This window comes from Janthinobacterium sp. GW821-FHT03C10, assembly GCF_059420865.1.
Map to the genome: position 1 here is coordinate 589,044 of NZ_JBWKUN010000002.1, position 17,942 is coordinate 606,985.

Consider the following 17,942-nt stretch of genomic DNA (forward strand, 5'->3'; position numbering starts at 1 on the left):
AAGAGGTGTCGATGCAATAGGTGTCGATGCAATGGTTGAAAGGCAGGCCGTAGGTCGGATTAGCCGGAACGGCGTAATCCGACAACAGCGTTGGCACATAAAAAAGGCGGAACTTCGGTTCCGCCTTTTTCATTTCAACGTCATTTAAAACACTATCACCACTGCGAGAACGGGTGGCGGATCAGATTCGCGTTGTAATAGCGCGCGTCGCCCGACACTTCCGCGCCTATCCATTCCGGCTTCTCGAAGGGCTGGTCTTCCGACGCCAGCTCGATCTCGGCCACGAGCAAGCCCGCATTGGCGCCGAGAAATTCATCGACTTCCCACACCATGCCCGCGTGCTCGATGCGGTGGCGGTATTTTTCGATCAGCGGCTGTTCGCACAGGCCGTCGAGCAGCTCGACGGCGTCGGCCAGCGGAATCGGATACTCCCACTCGCCGCGCGTCGCGCCCACGTTGGCGCCCTTGATGGTCAGCATCGCCTGCTCGCCTTCGATGCGCACGCGCACCACGCGCTCGCGCGCGGACGACAAATAGCCCTGGCGCAGCAGCACCGCCTGGCCCAGGCCGCGCCAGGCATCGCCTTGCAGCAGGAATTTACGCTCGATCTCGACGCCCATGATCAACGCCGTTCAATCCAGCGACAGCAGGATAGGCTGCAGCATGGCCGCGCCCAGAGCCGCGCTGCGCGCGCCATTCCAGCCCACGGCCGGATCGGGCAAGTCGGCGTTTTCCTTGAACGGCATTTCCAGCGTCAAGGCCAGACAGCCGAAGTGGTGGCCGATGTATTTCGACGCCAGGGTCAGCATGTCCGACTTGTACTTGCTGGCCGCATAGCCGAACTTGTCCTGGAAGTCGGGGCTGGCCTGCTTGTAGCGCTCGATGAAGGCTTTCTGGTGCGCCGCTTGCGCCGGCGTGAAGTTTTCCAGCATTTCGTTGCCGGCCACAAAGTTGTACGGCAGCGCTTCATCACCGTGGATATCGAAGAACATATCGACGCCCGTTTCGTGGATCTTGTTTTTCACGCACAGCACTTCCGGGCTGGACGCCAGCGATGGCGTCATCCATTCACGGTTCAGGTTGGCGCCGGCCGCATTCGTGCGCAGGTTGCCGCGGATGGAGCCGTCCGGGTTCATGTTCGGCACGATGTGGAACACGGCGCGCTGCAAGAGCTTGCGCGCGATCGGGTTGGCATCGTCCAGCAGCGAGTCGATCAAGCCTTCGACGAACCATTCGGCCATCGATTCGCCCGGATGCTGGCGCGCGATGACCCAGATTTTCTTTTCCGCCTGCGGATTGCCGATGGTGACCATGTTCATGTCGCGGCCGTCGACCGTGCTGCCCAGGTCGGAGACGCGCGCCAGCGGATGCTCGGCCACTTCGCCCAGCAGACGCAGATGGCGTTCCCACGAGTACGGCTCGAAATAGGCGTAGTACACGCTGTCGAGTTCCGGCGTGTGCGAGATCGTCATGACCTGGCCGTCGAACGCCGTCGGCACGCGGAACCAGTTTTCGCTGTCGTAGCTGGCCACGGCCTGGTAGTCTTCATAGCCGGCCGGATACGTGGCCTGGCCCGCGTTCAGGAAACGCATCGTGCATGCCTGGCCGCGCGCGCCCTGCAGGCGGAAGTGGAACCACTGGTGGATGTCGGCGTGGCTATCCTTGCGCAAGTTCAGGTCGATGGCGCTGGCGCTGGTGGCGCTCACCACGTCGATGGCGCCCGAGTCGAAGTTCTGGCTGATTTTAATGGTCATCAATGATCCCGTCCAAATGTAAGTGTTCCGGCGCTGCCTCGTGGGCCACCGCCGTCGCGCTAAAAAACGCAGTGTAAGGTATCCCGCTATTTTCCGCCCTTTGGCCCCATTCGCAAAGCCTGCCCCGGCGATTTATGCACCAATCCGGGGCATCGATGGAAAAGCACGGATCAAAAGCGCGAAAAATCGGTCCACTGTCGCATCCGCCGGACAAAAAACTGAATTGTAACAATGCCAGACACATTGGCAGCCCATCGCCCCCCTATAATTCCAGCTTTCATAGAGTCGCCAGGAAAGAGTCGTGGACAAGAAGCTGACCAATATTCAGGAAAGAAAGTTACGCGAAGCGCAGGCGCGGCGCGAGCACATCATCGACGTCGTCAAAGACCTCATCAAGAAGGGCGGAGCGCGCGCCGTTTCCATCCGCAAGGTGGCCGAGGCGGCCGGCTTTTCCACCACCGTCGTGTACGCCTTGTTCCGCGACAAGGCCACCCTGATCGCCCAAGCCATGGACAAGGATTTGCTGGAACTGGTACGCGCCATGCGCACTGCCTGCGACACCAGCATGGACCCATGGGAACGCATCAGCCTGGTCGGCCGCGCCTACATCGAGTACGGCTTCCAGCATCCCGACGAGTATTCGCTGATCTTCATGGAGCTGCGTCCGCACGCGGAAGTCGACGCCGTCGAAGTGGAACACGGCAATATCGAGCAAGACCCGTATGCCTACGCGCTGCACCTGTTCGGCGAACTGGCGCAGGCGGGCCAGGTACGCCAGGACGAGCCGGCGCTGCACACCATGACGCAAATCTTCTGGCAGTCGCTGCACGGCCTCGTTTCGCTGCGCATCGTCATGGATGCGGGCGACCCATGGACGCCGCACCCGGAAATGAACGCGCATATCGACGACTTGCTGGCCGTCGTCACGGCAGGCATCCGCCTGCGCTTTGCACCAGCTTCCTGACGTTTGATCCAGCGCAAACCGGGCCGCTCAAAAAGGCGGACAGTGGGGTGACGCCGCCTGCGCTGGTGCAGCGCGGCCCGCGCGAAGGGGTGCGAGATGAACGATGCCTATGCCACGGACCGGCTTGACAAACAGCAAAGCGCGAACAATGCTGTACGCATGGAAGCGCGCCTGACAAAACTGGAAACGGACCGGGAACATGACCGGCAATGGTTCAAGACCCTGGAACAGCGTCTTGGCGAGGGCCTCGACAAGGTGCGCACGGAGTTGCGCGACGAGTCGCAGTTGCTGCGCGCCGACCTGACGCAATTTCGCGGCGACCTGCGCGGCGACTGCCATGCCTTGCGCACGGAACTGGGCGACATCCGCAAGCACATGCATACCCACTTCCTGTGGTTCATGGGCATCCAGGCCACCACCACGTTTGCCCTGCTGGGCCTGGGCGCCAAGGCGCTGCATATGTACTGAATAGTGAAAAAGGCAGGTGCGGTGCTGCACCGCCCTGCCCTGTGTTTGCGCTGACGCAAACTTACTGCGCTGCCAGCATACTCTGCGTTTCCTGATAGCGCGTATGCCACGACAGCGCCTGTTCCAGGATGTGCGGCGTGTGGCCGCCGCGCTGGCATGCCGCGTCGTAATACGCGCGCAATTGGTCCCGGTAAGCGGGATGGGTGCAGCGCTCGATGATCAGCGGCGCCCGTTCGCGCGGCGCCAGGCCGCGCAAGTCCGCATAACCCCACTCCGTCACCAGCACGTCGACATCATGTTCCGTATGGTCCACGTGCGAGACCATCGGCACGACGCTGGAAATGCGCCCGCCCTTGGCCGCCGATTTCGACACGAACATCGACACTTGCCCGTTGCGTGCGAAGTCGCCCGAGCCGCCGATGCCGTTCATCATGTGCGTGCCGCACACGTGCGTGGAATTGACGTTGCCATAGATATCGAACTCGAGCGCCGTATTCAGGGCGATGATGCCCAGGCGGCGCACGATTTCCGGATGGTTGCTGATCTCTTGCGGGCGCAGCACGATTTTCGAGCGGTAATGGTCGATATTGTCCATCAGCTTCTGGTGCACGGCGGCCGACAGGGTGATCGACGAAGCCGAGGCGAACGCCAGCTGGCCCGAATCGAGCAGTTCAATGGCGCTGTCCTGCAGCACTTCCGAATACATCGTCATGTTCTGGAAGGGCGAACCGATCAGGCCGTGCAGCACGGCGTTGGCGATGGTGCCGATGCCCGCCTGCAGGGGCAGCAATTCCGGCCCCATGCGTCCGGCCGCCACTTCGCCTTCGAGGAAGGCGATCACATGGCCGGCGATCGCCTGCGTTTCCGCGTCGGGCGGCAAGGCGTTCGACGGGCTGTCGGGGCTGTCCGTGATGACGATGGCGGCGATGCGGGCCGGGTCGATGGCGATGGCCGTGCTGCCCAGGCGCTGGTCCACGCGCGTGAGGGGGATCGGCTCGCGGCCCGGCAGGGTTTGCGGAATATAAATGTCGTGCAAGCCTTCCAGCGCCAGCGGCGTGGACAGGTTGATTTCGATGATCACTTGCGTTGCCTGCTGGGCGAAGGCGGCGGAGTTGCCGACCGACATGGTCGGGATGATGGCGCCGGCCGCCGTGATGGCCGTCGCTTCGATGACGGCGATATCGACGGCGGCCAGGTTGCCCGAGCGCAGCTGCTCGGCCGTTTCCGACAGATGCTGGTCGATGAACATGACTTCGCCGTTGTTGATCTTGCCGCGCAGCACAGGGTCGACTTGGAACGGCATGCGGCGCGCCAGCACGCCCGCCTCGGCCATCAGGCCGTCGCTGCCATTGCCCAGCGAAGCGCCCGTGATCAAGGTCAGGCTCAATGGATCTTGCAGGGCGCGCTCGGCCAGTGCACGCGGCAGGGCCTTGGCGTCGCCGGCACGGGTAAAGCCGCTCATGCCGACACGCATGCCGTTGTGGAACAATTTGGCTGCCTCATCGGCGCTCATGATTTTGCTGAGCAAGCCTGGGTGGCGGATACGGTCCTCGTACATCGTGATGCTCCTGATATTCTTAATATTCTCAAACTGGATGGCTGTCATACACCAGCCCCATAAGTGGTTTCAGTATAAAATCCCGCTTACATGCATGGCATGAATTAATTTCGCCACATCCAGTCGATATTTTCATGTCTTGCCACTGCCGAGCACCCTCTTGGATATCCGTTCCCTGCGCTATTTCGTGGAAACCGTGCGCCTGTCGAGCTTTACGCAGGCGGCCGAATCGCTGCACCTGACCCAGTCGACCATCAGCAAGATGGTGCGCCAGCTGGAAGACGAGGTGGGCGCGCAGCTGCTGGTGCGCGACGGGCGCAAGCTGACCCTGACGGACACGGGCCGCATCGTCTACCAGCACGGCCAGGAAATGCTGGCGAACATGCGCCAGCTGACCCTGGAAGTGCGCGACACGCAGGCCTTGCAGCGCGGCAGCCTGACAGTGGGCATCCCGCCCATGATCAATGTGCTGTTTACGCCCGTATTAAAGGCCTTCCGCGCGCGCCATCCCAACATCAGCCTGACCCTGCAGGAAGACACGGGCCAGCAGATCGAGCGCAAGGTGGCGGCCGGCGAACTGGAAATCGGCATGACGGTGCTGCCGGCCGACCCGGAGCTCGATCTCGTGGCCGTGGAAGTGGCCAGCTACCCGATCTGGGCCCTGGCCGAACCGGGCACGTTCCAGAAAAAACGCACGACGCTGCCCTTCAAGGCGCTGGCCGACTTGCCGCTGGTGTTATTGAAAGATGATTTCGCGCTGACGCGCAGCCTGCGCCAGCATTTCGCGCAAGCGGGCTTCACGCCGACGATCGCGGCGCAGAGCGGCCAGTGGGACTGGCTGGTGGCGATGGCGTCGGCCGGCCTGGGCGTGGCCCTGTTGCCCGAGCCGTTCATCCACCGCCTGGCCGGCGAACCGTTGGAGGCGGTGCGCATCGTCGAGCCGGAAGTGGCGTGGCAGGTGGCGCACGTCTGGAGCGGGCGCTATCTGTCGCACGCGGCACGCGCCTGGCTCGAAGTGTGCCAGGACGTGCTGGGCACACAATTCGCGCACTGACGCACGCACTGACGTAAAAAAAGGGTGGCCGAGGCCACCCTTTTGCTTGCTCGCGACAGCGCGGTTTATTTGGCGTCGTCGTTGTACATGCTGGCGTATTTCCAGCCGAAGTACAGAATGAAGGTATAGCACAGGGCCGGCACGAGGAAGGACAACTGCAGGTTGATGTGGTCGGCCAGGAAGCCCTGGATGAACGGCACGATGGCGCCGCCGACGATGGCCATGCACAGGATGCCCGAACCTTGCCCCGTTTGCGCACCCAGCTTGTTCAGGGCCATGCTGAAGATGGTCGGGAACATGATGGAATTGAACAGGCCGACGGCGATCAATGCCCACATGGCCGTATGACCGCTGGAGAACACGGCGACGAGGATCAGCGCGATGACGACGGCGGCGTTGAAGGCCAGGGTCTTGCCCGGGCTGACATAGCGCATCACGGCAAAGCCGACGAAGCGGCCCAGCATGGCGCCACCCCAGTAATAGCTGACGAAATAGGCGGCGTCGGCGTGGCTGAGGCCAGCGATATGGCTCTCGCCCAGGAAGTTGATCAGGAAGCTGCCGATGCTGACTTCACCGCCCACATACAGGAAGATGGCCAGCGCGCCCAGCACCAGGTGGCTGTGCGACCAGATCGAGACCTTGTTGCCGTCCTGCGCCAGGGCGGCCGCATCGTCGGCATGCGAAATCTTCGGCAGCTTGGCCAGCGCGAACAGCACGGCCAGGATCACCAGGGTGGCGGCCAGCACCAGGTACGGGCCCTGCACGGAAGCGGCTTCCTTGGCGCGGTAGGCCAGTTGCTCGGCCGCCGGCAGCAGGTCGAACTGCTGCACCGTCAGCACGGTGCCGGACAAAATCAGCATGCCGCCCAGGGCCGGCGCCACGGTGGTGCCCAGCGCATTGAACGCCTGCGTCAGGGTCAAACGGCTCGACGCCGTCTGCGGGTCGCCCAGTTCCGTCACGTACGGATTGGCAGCCACCTGCAGCACGGTGATGCCGGCCGCCAGGATGAAGAAGGACAACAGGAACAGCGCATAGCTGCCGGTGGACGCCGGGTAGAACATGGCGCAGCCGGCGGCGGCGATCAGCAGGCCGGCGACGACGCCGCGCTGGTAGCCGATTCTCTTGATCAGCATGCCGGCGGGCAGCGAAACGATGGCGTAGGCGCCAAAGAAGCAGAACTGCACCAGCATCGCCTGGACATAGGTCAAGGTGTAGATCGAGCGCAGATGGGGAATCAGCACATCATTGAGCGAGGTCAGCAGTCCCCACATGAAAAACAGTACCGTGACAATGATCAGGGCGCCTGTATTGTTTTGCGTGCCAGCCTGTGCGGACTGGACGCCCTGGCCTTGCTTTACGTATTCCATACCTTCTCCATTTTTCAATTCCAAGTTGATCTTGCCAGGCATGGAAGCGTTTCCACCCGGGCAGCACCAGGACGCGCAAGCGCCACGCAGATATCAGCGTGGGCCATGACTGCCATCAGCGATACGGGGGCAGGCACGGCAATCGCGCGCGCGGCAGGCGCACGGCCGACCGTTTCTCGTCAGAATGATGTCTTGTGGGCGCGGCACGCCTGCGGGCTGCGTCTGAAAACAACATCCGGGATAAAACAGTTTTGTAGTAAAACTACGATACTTGGCCGGCATTATGCCTTAAAGCCCCGTATTGCGCAGCTTTCCCGCCTGTTATTTCAAAATTGAATAGCTGACATTTGAAATCAAAAGTAGCCTTATAACTTGGAATCGCTATACTTATATTGCAGTGCAGCACAACGCGGCACGCCACATAAGGAGTCTGCCATGTCTACCGCATTTACCTACCACACCACGCAAAACAGCAATATCGTCGCCACCCTGGTCCACGCCGCAAAACGCGTCGGCGCCTGGCTGAACCAAAGCAGCGACCGCCGCGAGCGCGCTTACGAAGAAGCCTATCTGGCCGAATCGACCGACCGTTACGATCTGGAATACCGCATGCGCGAACTGGCCCGTGCCAACCCGCAGCCAAGCTGGATGAGCGGCCTGAGCCGTTAAGAGTGCCGCCATACCTGGCCACTCATGGCAGCCCATTATTGGCTGTTGCAACATCGATAGCGCCATCCTGCTCGCCTTGCGCTTGAGCACAGGATGGGCTATACAGGCGGGATGCAAACACCCATTACCATCCTCGCCATCGCCGGCAGCCTGCGCACCGCCTCCCTGAACACCGCCCTGCTGCGCGCCATTGCCGGACTTGCTCCAGCGTCATTCGACGTCCGCATCTATCCGGGACTCGGTGAACTACCCCTGTTCAATCCCGACCTCGACGCCGACAGCCTGCCGCCCGTGACGGACCTGCGCGACGCCATCCTGGCGGCCGACGTGCTGATGCTGTCCAGCCCCGAGTACGCGCACGGAGTGAGCGGGCCCATGAAGAATGCGCTGGACTGGATGGTGGGAAATGAGTCGTTCATCGACAAGCCGCTGGTGCTGCTGAACGCCTCGCCGCGCGCCACGCACGCACAGGCGGCCCTGCGCGAAACGGTGCGCACCATGTCGGCGCGCCTGATCGACGAGGCCTGCATCAGCCTGCCCCTGCTGGGGTCGGGACTCGATGCGGAGGGCATTGCAGCGGACCCGGCATTGCGCCGGGCCATCCTCGATATGCTGCAGTGCATCAGGTCATTTTCATGACCGTCTGCACGTTTTACTATCAATTCATCTAGTTTTACTACGTACTTCTACGGACCGCTCAATGCGGGATCATGCCGGTAAACACATAGGCTTGCAGCATGGTGATGATGCCGATGATCACGGCAAACAACAGGCTGTGCTTCAAGGTGAAGCGGAACAGGTCCGATTCCTTGCCCACCAGGCCCGTTGCCGCGCAGGCGACGGCGATCGACTGGGGCGAGATCATCTTCGCCGTCACGCCGCCCGTCGTATTGGCCGCCACCATCAGGGTGTCGGACACGCCGATCTGGTGCGCCGTCGTGTTTTGCAGGGAGCAGAACAAGGCGTTCGACGAGGTGTCGGAGCCCGTCAGGAAAACGCCCAGCCAGCCCAGGAAGGGCGAAAAGAACGGGAAGGCAGCGCCGCTGCCGGCCAGCAGCAGGGCCAGCGTGGACGACATGCCCGAGTAATTGGCAACGAAGGCAAACGCCAGCACCAGGCCGATCGACAGCACGGGACGGCGCAATTCCACCACGGTTTCCACGAACGCCTTGACGCCATCGCGCGGCTTCATGCGCAGCATCAGCATCGACAGCACGGCCGTCAGCAAGATCGCCGTACCCACGGCCGACAGCAGATCGAGCTTGAACACGGCGTCATACGCTTTCGGCTGCGCCACGATGGGCATCGTCTTCATCACCAGTTTATCGAGGTAGGGCACATGGATCTTCATGACCAGGCCAGACAGCGCGCCGCCGGCGGCAAACAGGGCCTTGAAGCCGGGCAGGCTCCACACGGTGACGATGGCCGTCAACAGGCCGAACGGCGCCCAGGCGCGCATGGTCTGCGCCGTCGTGTAAGGCGAAGCGGCGCGGTTGCCGCCGCCGCGCAGGTCCGCAGCACCGCCCGCGCCGCCAAAACCGGACAGCGCGGCCGTGCCGCCGCCGACGGCATGCGCCACTTTTGCATTCTTCGGCTGCCACACCTTCAGGAACAGGGTCAGCGACACCAGGCTGACGAGGGCCGAGGTGATGTCCGGCAGTTCAGGGCCGATATGGTTCGACGTGAAGTACTGGGTCACGGCAAAACTGAAACCCGTCACCAGGGCGGCCGGCCACACTTCGCGCACGCCGCGGAAGCCATCCATCATGAAGACCAGCCAGAACGGCACCAGCAGCGACAGCAGCGGCAGCTGACGGCCCGCCATGGCGCCGATCAGGAATGGGTCGATGCCCGTCACCTGGCCCGCCACGATGATGGGAATGCCCATGGCGCCGAAGGCCACTGGCGCCGTATTGGCGATCAGGCACAGGCCCGCCGCGTACAGCGGGTTGAAGCCCAGGCCCACCAGCAACGCCGAGGTGATGGCCACCGGCGCGCCGAAGCCGGCCGCCCCTTCCAGGAAGGCGCCGAAGGCAAAGCCGATCAAGAGCACCTGCAAACGCTGGTCGTCCGTCACCGACAGCACGGAGGCGCGGATGATCTCGATCTGCCCCGTCTTCACGACGATTTTATACAGGAAGACGGCCGTGACGATGATCCAGGCGATGGGCCACAGGCCATACGCGAAGCCGTAACCGGCCGCCGCCAGCGCCTGCGGCACGGGCATGCCGTAGGCGAAAATCGCCACGGCCAGCGCCAGCACCAGGGTGACGGCGGCCGCCACGTGACCCTTGATGCGCAGCGCCGCCAGGGCGATGAAGAAGAAAATGATGGGAACGGCTGCCGCCAGCGACGACAGCCACAGGCTGCCGAGCGGTGTATAAAGTTGGGTCCAGGTTTGCATGTCGGGTCTCCTCCGGTGGATGCGGGTTGAATGAAAAAACGGCTTTTGATGTAATTGTGTGCAGCGTGTTTTTCGCGGTATGGCGGGGCGTCGCTATTCTTCCTGCCCCCGTGCATTGAGCAGGTCGGCCAGGCTGCGCGGCGCCGGCGTCAAGGGCTTGCGGTGCTGCGTCCAGCCCAGCTGCGCGCGCGGCGTCAGCATCCGCAAGCGCGTGGCGGCCCAGCGGAACAAGCGGTAGCTGGCGGGGCGCGCGAAGGCGCCGCTCCAGAAGCGCCAGATCAGGCTTTCGCCGCGGCTGAACTTGGCCCCCTGACCGCGCAGCGGATGCGCCACCTGTTCGTCAGGATTGCGGTTCGCCTCCGTGCGCAGGCGCACCAGCAGCTGCGGAATCGGGATGCGCACGGGGCACACTTCGCCGCAGGCGCCGCACAGGCTCGACGCGGTGGCCAGGTCGGCCGTCGCGTCCAGCCCCAGCAGATGGGGCGAAATGATCTTGCCGATCGGCCCCGGATACGTGGTGCCGTAGGCGTGGCCGCCGATGCGCGTGTAGACGGGACAGTGGTTCATGCAGGCTCCGCAACGGATGCATTGCAGGGTGGCGCGCAGCTGCTCGTCGGCATAGGCCTGGCTGCGGCCGTTATCGAGCAGCACCAGGTGCACTTCGCGCGGGCCATCCAGTTCACCGGCGCGGCGCGGGGCGGAAATCAAATTGAAATACGTGGTGATGGCCTGCCCCGTCGCGGAGCGCGTCAACAGACTCGCCAGCGGCACGATATGTTCCAGCTTGGCCACCACCTTTTCCATGCCCATGATGGCGATGTGGACCTCCGGCACGGACGTCGTCAGCCGGCCATTGCCCTCGTTTTCCACCAGCCACAACGTGCCCGTGTCGGCCGCCGCGAAGTTCACGCCCGACAGGCCGATGTCGGCCTCGACGAAGGCCTGGCGCAGGGCGCGCCGCCCCGTCTGGATCAGGCTGTCGACGTCTTCCGTGTAGGGCGCGTCGGGAATGTGCTCGGCGAACAGGCCGGCGATGTCGGCCTTGGTCTTGTGGATCGCCGGCATGACGATGTGCGACGGCTTTTCGCCTGCCAGCTGCACGATGTATTCGCCCATGTCCGATTCCAGGCAGCGCATGCCGCGCGCTTCCAGGTAGTGATTAAGCTCGATTTCCTCGCTGGCCATCGACTTGCCCTTGATGAAGCGCGTCGCCTGATTGCGCTGTGCGATGGCGTGGATGATGGCGTTGGCCTGTTCGCCATCCTCGGCCCAGTGCACCTGCACTCCGGCCGCCGTCAGTCTGTCTTCCAGCTGCACCAGCAAATCGGGCAGGTGCGCCAGCGCGTGCCGGCGCACGGCTTCGCCGATGTCGCGCAGGCGTTCCAGCTCGTCGCCGTCGGGGAACTGGGCGCTGCGCTTGTCCTGTAAAAAATCCATGGCGCCGCGAAAGCTCTGGCGCAGTTTCGGGTCGTCCAGCGCGGCGCGGGCGCGCGCATGGAAATCGGCCGGTTTGACGAATTGCAGGGGCTTGGCGTTCATGGCTGGCCTCCTTCATGGGCTGGCAAGTCATCGACGATCAGCACCCACAGCCAGCGCGGGCCGTGCGCGCCATACGCGAGGGTTTGCTGGATATCCGACGTTTTCGAGGGGCCCGACACCAGCACCAGGTTCGATGGCATGCCGTCCATCCAGCGCTCCGCGCGCGCCGCCGCGTGCAAGTCCACGTGCAGGCTGCTCGCATACACGAGGCAGATGTGCAGCGGAGGCGCCAAGGACACCGTGCGCGGCGTCGCCGCGTCGGGCGCGATGACCAGGGTGCCGGTGGCGGCGATGCCGGAACGGGCGACGGTAAAACCCGCATCGACGGTGTCGAACAGTTCGCCCTTCCATTGCGCCAGCGGACGGTCAAAGGACAGCGCTTCCACGCCCTGCGGCAAGGCGGCGCGCAAGGCCTGCCCTTCGGCGCTGCCGGTATCGAACAGCAAACGGCGCACGCCGTGTTCACCGAGGCGATGCGCCAGCAGGGCCGGCCAGGCATCGCCACGCACGCAGTCGACCTGCGCATGCGCGGCGCGCAAGGCTGCCTGCATGGCGGCTATCCTGTGACGCGGCGACAAGGGCGCTGCGGCGCGGCGCGCCTGGTAGTGATTGTCGATGGCCGTATCGATGGTATCCACCGCTTCGGGCGCCGAGGGCGCGGCGGCGCGCAGGCGTCCCAGCATGCGTTCGCGGGCGGTCAATGCCGTACTCATGGCGCGCCTCCCGTGCGGCGCCACAGAAAGCTGGCCAGGTGCTCGACGGGCAGCGGCGCGCCCTGGTGCTGGGCGGCGTGGCCGATATTGAGCAGGCAGCCGCAGTCGGCCGAAACGAGCCGGTCGCAGCCCGTGGCGCAGGCCGAGGCGATCTTGTCGCTGACCATGGCGCCGGAAATGTCCGGATGTTTTAGTGAAAACGTGCCGCCAAAGCCGCAGCATTCCGATTCGCGCTGGTGTTCGATACGCGTCACGCCGGGCAAGGCGTCGAGCAGCGCCACGCCGTGGGTGCGCGTGCCCATTTCGCGGCGCGCCCCGCACGAGGTGTGCAGCACCACGTTTTCATCGGCCTGCCCGACCGCAGCCAGGCCGGCCAGGTCGAGCTGCAGCACGCAGACGAGAAATTCGCTCAGTTCATACACGCGTCCGGCCAGTTCGACCGCCTTGGGGCCGGCCACGGGATCGTCGTGGAACAGCTGCGGCCAGTGGTGGCGCATCATGCCGGCGCAGGAGCCGGACGGCACGATCACGGGCCAGGGCTGCGCAAACAGGTCCAGCTGGGCGCGGGCCACGGCGCGCGCCTGTTCCGGGTTGCCGCTGCTGTAGGCGGGCTGGCCGCAGCAGCTCTGGCCGCGCGGATAATGCACCAGCAAGCCTTCCCGCTCCAGCAGGCGCACCGCGTCGAGCCCCGCCTGCGGCACGAACAGGTCGACCAGGCAGGTGGCGAACAGGTACACCTCGTGTGGTGATGGCGGATAGTGACGCGGCTGGCGCGGGTCTGGCTGCATGAGTGTGTCTCCCCCGGCGCTCTGTGTGTTGCTGCGGCGCCGCTGTGTGTTGTTAAGAATGACCGGTTCACGCATAATTCCAGCTTCCGCAAGCCACTTCAAATTGCTCGGACCACTTTAAAACAACACCGGAAGACAGTGATGGCGACAGGCATGCAGACGCGGGGCAGGGTCGAGATGACGATGCGCAGGCTGGAGACGGCCCTGCTGGACGGCAGCTTGCCGGCGGGCGCGCAATTGCCGGCCGAGCGCCTGCTGGCGCAGCAATATGGGGTCTCGCGCAACACCGTGCGCGAAGCGGTGCAGCGGCTGGCGGCGCGCGGCCTGGTGCGCAGCCGGCGCGGCGCCGGCGTGTTCGTGACGGATCAATTGCGCACCGGCATGGCGTCGCCGTGGAGCCAGCTGGTGGCCGACCACCCCGCCCTGCGCGACGACATCCTGGAATTTCGCCGCGTACTGGAAGGGGCGACGGCCTACTTTGCGGCGCAGCGGGCCAGCGGCGACGAGCGCGCACAGATCATGGCGCTGCTGGCCGAACTGGAACAGGCGCGCGCCAGCGACGACAAGCACGGCGAGGCGCAGGCCGACGCGCGGCTGCATGAAGTCATCGCGCAGGCCTCGCACAACACCATGTTTCTGCACTTGCACACCAGCATCATCGGCATGCTGCGCGAACACATCACCATCAACGGCACGGGCTTGCGCCAGCAGGACGACGCCACCTCGCTGCAGCTGCTGTCGCAGCACCGCACCCTGTGCGTCGCCATCTGCGCCAGCCAGCCCGAGGAAGCGCGCACGGCCATGCAAAGCCACATCGATTTCGTGCGCACGCGCGTCACCGGCGATGACGATTGAGGCCACTGGTAGGACCAGTGCATGCGCACAGCGGCGGCGAAAGCTGCTAACATCGCGCGCCGCCAACTGATCCGTCCTGCCATGACCGTCCTCGCCCACACCCATCCGCTGGTGCTCCAGCTGGAAAACGACTTGCTGCCCCTGTTCCGCGCCGCCCTGCCCGCACTCGCGGCCGCCGCGCCACGGGCGCTCGCCTCCGTGTTCGCATTTTCCAACGGCACGGCCAGCGCCTTCCACGATTATCATTTCGGCATTTCCTGCCTGCTCGAAGACGTGCCAGACGATGCCCCGGAAGAAGTCGCCCTGCTGGTCAGCGTCACGGGACTCGACGCCATCGCCAGGCTCAGCGCACAGGTCGTCTGGGGCCAGCCATCGGGCCGGGTGGAAACGCAGGCCGAACTGGCGGCGAGCGACCTGCCGGCCTTGCATGCGGCCCTGCCCGGCTTGCTGGCCAGCCTGCAAGAGGCAGCCAGCCGTGGCGGACCGGGAATGTAACAAGCGCATGTGACAGGCGCATGAAAAAGTGCCAGGAAACAACAACTTACGCTTTCCGCAGCGCAACTTTATTGACTTCCACTAGTCCCAGCCCCTATCCTTTCAGTTACGTTTGGTGAGAATGTCTGACTGCTCCTGCGAGCATGCGGACAGGCCGCCTCGCCTCTGCAAAAGTCCATTCCGCATTTTTATTGCAACCATCAGGGCAACGCGCCTGGACGGCCGCTGCCAGCAAATACGGAGCTGACTGCCATGCCATCGCACCACCATTTTCCTGGAATATCCTTGCTGGGCTGCCTCTTCCTGCTGGCCGCCCTGCCCGTGCAGGCGCAGACTGCGGACAGCCCTGCCGCCAGCCTCACCGCCAATGCCAGCCTCGCCTCGCAATACATTTCGCGCGGCTTTCGCCAGACCTGGGGCAAGCCCGCGCTGCAGGCGGGGGCCGACTACGCGCACCCGAGCGGCTGGTCGCTCGGCACCTGGGCTTCCACCGTCAGCGACCGCTATATCCAGGATGCGAGCATCGAATGGGACCTGTACGGCGGCTACGGCGGCACGGTGGGCGAGTTGGGCTACAGCGTGCTCGCGTATTACTACAAGTATCCGGGCGCCGTCTACCGCGCCACAGGCGTCAAGTACGACTATGGCGAACTGTCGCTGGGCCTCAGCTACAAGATGCTGTACGCCAAGTACAACCATACCGTCACGCGCGACTTCTTCGGCATCACGCATGCGCGCGGCACGGGCTACCTGGACGTGGGCGCGAATGTCGACCTGGGCAATGCCTGGACCTTGAACCTGCACGCCGGCAATGGCCGCGTGGCGGGCACGGGCAATGCCATCTGGAACTGGCGTGACGCCAAGGTCGGTGTCACCCGCGCCTTCGACGGCGGCTGGAGCCTGAGCGGCGCCGTGACGCGCGCCTGGGGCGCCACCGATGCCTACGATCACTACACCTTGGGCATCCCGAATGCGGCCGGCCAGTTCGACACCTCGAATCCCGCCGCGGCCACGCTGGTCGTGGCCATCAGCAAGACGTTCTAGGCGCGCCACCCGCGACGCCCACGACACCGATACCCCTCCCCATCAAGGAACAGCATCATGCAACTCTCACTGAACAGTAAAATCTGCGTCGCCGCCACCGCGCTCGCCGTCCTCAGCCTGGGCGTCACGGCGGCCGTGATCGGCTACAAGAGCAGCGCCAGCGCCGAGGCGGCCGCGCTGGACCTGGCGCGCACGTCGGCGCGCGAAGTGGCCGGCGCGCTGCAGGCGCGCATCGCCAGCAACCTGTCCAGCGTTTCCAGCCTGGCCGGCGCCATGCGCGGCACCAGGAGCGCCAGCCTGCCCCTGCAGCGCGAGCAGATCAACGAACTGACCAAAGCCACCCTGACCAGCTCGGAAGACTTGCTGGGCGCGGCCGTGACCTGGGAGCCGAACGCGCTCGACGGCAAGGATGCGGATTTCGCCAACCAGAAGCCGAATTACGACGCCAGCGGCCGCTTCATGCCCTACTGGACGCGGGGCGCCGGCGGCAAGCTGCAAGTGGAACCCATCGTCTTCGACCCGAAACCGGGCGCCAACGACTGGTATGACGTGCCCAAGCGCACGGGCAAGACCTACTTTACGGAACCGTACATCTACCCCGTCGACGGCAAGAATGTGCTGATGGCCTCGCTGGTGGCGCCCATCATGATCGACGGCGGCTTCAAGGGCACGGCCAGCGCCGACTTCATGCTCACGCGCCTGGCGAAGATCCTGGCCGACCTGAAGGTGATCGAGGGCGGCAAGCTGGCCCTGATCTCGAACGGCGGCCTGTACGCCAGCCATCCCGTGCCTGAGCGGCTGGGCAAGAAGGCCGACGACGTGCCGGCCGCCGGCCTGGAAAAGGTGCGCCAGGGCCAGCCGTACGAATATGAAGACGGCCAGGGCTACATCCATTTGCTGCAGCCGCTGCAGATCCACCCCGATATCGCGCCGTGGAGCGTGGAATTGAATTTCCCGAAAAGCGTGGCGACGGCCTCGGCGCGCGACCTGATGATCTACACGCTGATCGTCGCCCTGCTGTGCGCGGCGGCCACGGCCGGCATTTTGATCCTCGTCGTCAACCAGCTGACGCGCCCCCTGCGCACCTTGGGCCGCACCATGACGGACCTGTCCAGCGGCGACGCCGACCTGCGCGTCAAGCTCGAAGTCAAGGGCACCGACGAGCTGGCCGTGATCGGCAAGGGCTTCAACGCCTTCGTGGAAAAGATCCACGCCGTGCTGCTGCAAGTGCAGGCCAGCGCCGACAACGTGGCCCGTGCCAGCGCGGAAATTGCGCAAGGCAATAACGACCTGTCGGCCCGCACGGAACAGCAAGCCAGTTCGCTGGAAGAAACGGCCGCTTCGGTGGAAGAATTGACGGGCACCGTCAAGGAAAACGCCGACCATGCGCGCCAGGCGAATCAGCTGGCCGCATCCGCGTCGAGCGTGGCGCAAAAGAGCGGCGAAGTGGTCGGCAAGGTCATCGAAACGATGACGTCGATCAACGACTCGTCGAACAAGATCGTCGACATCATCAGCGTCATCGACGGCATCGCTTTCCAGACGAATATCCTGGCCCTGAACGCGGCCGTGGAAGCGGCACGCGCGGGCGAACAGGGCCGCGGCTTCGCCGTGGTGGCGACGGAAGTGCGCAACCTGGCGCAGCGCTCGGCGGCGGCCGCCAAGGAAATCAAGCTGCTGATCGACGATTCCGTCGGCAAGGTAGCGGCCGGCAGCAAGCTCGTCGATGAAGCGGGCGCCACCATGGAACAGGTGGTCGACAGCGTGCGCAAGGTGACCGCCATCATGGCCGACATCAGCGTTGCCACCACCGAGCAAAGCGACGGCATCGCCCAGGTCAACCAGGCGCTGGCGCAGATGGATGGCGTGACGCAGCAGAACGCGGCCCTCGTCGAGGAAGCGGCGGCGGCCGCCGAAAGCCTGCAAGACCAGGCCAGCCACCTGGCCGAGGTGGTCAGCGTGTTCAAGCTGGGCGCGCAAACGCAGCAACAAGTGACAGCGGCGCCAGTGGCGGCAGTCGCGCCGCGCACGCCACCCGTCGTCAAGGCGCCGGCGCCAGGCAAGCGCCTCGCTGCGGCCAAACCGGCGCCAGCAGAAAGAACGCAGGCCAAGGCGCCAGCCGGGGACGACTGGGAAGAGTTTTAAGCCTGCCATCCCGGGCGACAGCCGGTGCCGGAGCGTGGCGCCGGCCTGCGCACTGATGTTGATCCAAATCAAGTCACCAATACATTCGGTGAGAATTGCCCCTTATCCATCCTTTTATACTGTTG

The 17,942-nt window shown here is 64.3% G+C and carries 17 protein-coding genes; 9 read left to right on the top strand and 8 right to left on the bottom strand.

The window, feature by feature from the left end; genetic code table 11:
• Window positions 1–155: 155 nt before the first annotated feature.
• Both AC07VH_RS10535 and AC07VH_RS10540 read right to left on the bottom strand, forming a co-directional pair.
• Window positions 156–620 (bottom strand): CYTH domain-containing protein, encoded by a 465-nt coding sequence (locus AC07VH_RS10535; protein WP_475415490.1) that lies wholly within the window; start codon window positions 618–620, stop codon window positions 156–158.
• 12 nt (window positions 621–632) lie between these two features.
• Window positions 633–1,754, bottom strand: a complete 1,122-nt coding sequence (locus AC07VH_RS10540; RefSeq protein ID WP_475415491.1) for a M14 family metallopeptidase — start codon at window positions 1,752–1,754, stop codon at window positions 633–635.
• Between the two features lie 301 nt (window positions 1,755–2,055).
• Between AC07VH_RS10540 and AC07VH_RS10545 the strand changes: the two genes are divergently transcribed.
• Window positions 2,056–2,718, top strand: a complete 663-nt coding sequence (locus AC07VH_RS10545) for a TetR/AcrR family transcriptional regulator (RefSeq protein WP_475415492.1) — start codon at window positions 2,056–2,058, stop codon at window positions 2,716–2,718.
• A gap of 96 nt (window positions 2,719–2,814) precedes the next feature.
• Window positions 2,815–3,186, top strand: a complete 372-nt coding sequence (locus AC07VH_RS10550; RefSeq protein ID WP_077407401.1) for a hypothetical protein — start codon at window positions 2,815–2,817, stop codon at window positions 3,184–3,186.
• A 61-nt stretch (window positions 3,187–3,247) separates the two neighbouring features.
• Here AC07VH_RS10550 and scpC read toward each other — a convergent pair whose 3' ends face one another.
• Entirely contained in the window at window positions 3,248–4,744 is a 1,497-nt protein-coding gene (gene scpC, locus AC07VH_RS10555; protein ID WP_494787412.1) for a succinyl-CoA:acetate CoA-transferase ScpC, read from the bottom strand.
• 160 nt (window positions 4,745–4,904) lie between these two features.
• Between scpC and AC07VH_RS10560 the strand changes: the two genes are divergently transcribed.
• The gene (locus AC07VH_RS10560) at window positions 4,905–5,798 is read left to right on the top strand and encodes a LysR substrate-binding domain-containing protein (protein WP_494787413.1); all 894 of its coding nucleotides are present in this window, start codon (window positions 4,905–4,907) and stop codon (window positions 5,796–5,798) included.
• A gap of 65 nt (window positions 5,799–5,863) precedes the next feature.
• Here the strand turns inward: AC07VH_RS10560 and fucP are convergent, their stop codons facing one another.
• Window positions 5,864–7,165 carry an L-fucose:H+ symporter permease gene (gene fucP, locus AC07VH_RS10565; RefSeq protein WP_494787414.1) on the bottom strand — a complete coding sequence of 434 codons (1,302 nt, stop codon included), beginning with the start codon at window positions 7,163–7,165 and terminating at the stop codon, window positions 5,864–5,866.
• Between the two features lie 435 nt (window positions 7,166–7,600).
• Here fucP and AC07VH_RS10570 point away from each other — a divergent pair, with 435 nt between their 5' ends.
• Entirely contained in the window at window positions 7,601–7,834 is a 234-nt protein-coding gene (locus AC07VH_RS10570) for a DUF3563 family protein (protein ID WP_080698581.1), read from the top strand.
• A gap of 111 nt (window positions 7,835–7,945) precedes the next feature.
• Complete coding sequence (locus tag AC07VH_RS10575) at window positions 7,946–8,473, top strand: NADPH-dependent FMN reductase (RefSeq protein ID WP_494787416.1); 528 nt, start codon at window positions 7,946–7,948, stop codon at window positions 8,471–8,473.
• Window positions 8,474–8,531: 58 nt separating this feature from the next.
• On the opposite strand, the gene AC07VH_RS10580 is transcribed toward AC07VH_RS10575, so the two are convergent.
• From AC07VH_RS10580 to AC07VH_RS10595, 4 genes are all read right to left on the bottom strand, one after another.
• A complete protein-coding gene (locus AC07VH_RS10580; protein ID WP_494787417.1) occupies window positions 8,532–10,238 on the bottom strand; it encodes a lactate permease LctP family transporter in 1,707 nt (568 codons plus the stop codon).
• A 93-nt stretch (window positions 10,239–10,331) separates the two neighbouring features.
• Window positions 10,332–11,777, bottom strand: a complete 1,446-nt coding sequence (locus tag AC07VH_RS10585) for a LutB/LldF family L-lactate oxidation iron-sulfur protein (RefSeq protein ID WP_494787418.1) — start codon at window positions 11,775–11,777, stop codon at window positions 10,332–10,334.
• Window positions 11,774–12,490 (bottom strand): LutC/YkgG family protein, encoded by a 717-nt coding sequence (locus AC07VH_RS10590; RefSeq protein ID WP_494787419.1) that lies wholly within the window; start codon window positions 12,488–12,490, stop codon window positions 11,774–11,776. The genes AC07VH_RS10585 and AC07VH_RS10590 overlap by 4 nt, the downstream gene beginning before the upstream one ends.
• Window positions 12,487–13,278 carry a (Fe-S)-binding protein gene (locus AC07VH_RS10595; protein ID WP_475415500.1) on the bottom strand — a complete coding sequence of 264 codons (792 nt, stop codon included), beginning with the start codon at window positions 13,276–13,278 and terminating at the stop codon, window positions 12,487–12,489. Before AC07VH_RS10595 ends, AC07VH_RS10590 begins: the two co-directional genes overlap by 4 nt.
• Before the next feature lie 141 nt (window positions 13,279–13,419).
• Here AC07VH_RS10595 and AC07VH_RS10600 point away from each other — a divergent pair, with 141 nt between their 5' ends.
• From AC07VH_RS10600 to AC07VH_RS10615, 4 genes are all read left to right on the top strand, one after another.
• The gene (locus tag AC07VH_RS10600; RefSeq protein ID WP_475415501.1) at window positions 13,420–14,133 is read left to right on the top strand and encodes a FadR/GntR family transcriptional regulator; all 714 of its coding nucleotides are present in this window, start codon (window positions 13,420–13,422) and stop codon (window positions 14,131–14,133) included.
• A gap of 21 nt (window positions 14,134–14,154) precedes the next feature.
• Window positions 14,155–14,628: a hypothetical protein gene (locus AC07VH_RS10605; RefSeq protein ID WP_475415502.1), complete on the top strand. Its 474-nt coding sequence runs from the start codon at window positions 14,155–14,157 to the stop codon at window positions 14,626–14,628.
• A 285-nt stretch (window positions 14,629–14,913) separates the two neighbouring features.
• A complete protein-coding gene (locus tag AC07VH_RS10610; protein ID WP_494787420.1) occupies window positions 14,914–15,672 on the top strand; it encodes a TorF family putative porin in 759 nt (252 codons plus the stop codon).
• Window positions 15,673–15,729: 57 nt separating this feature from the next.
• A complete protein-coding gene (locus tag AC07VH_RS10615; RefSeq protein ID WP_494787421.1) occupies window positions 15,730–17,817 on the top strand; it encodes a methyl-accepting chemotaxis protein in 2,088 nt (695 codons plus the stop codon).
• Window positions 17,818–17,942: the final 125 nt, after the last annotated feature.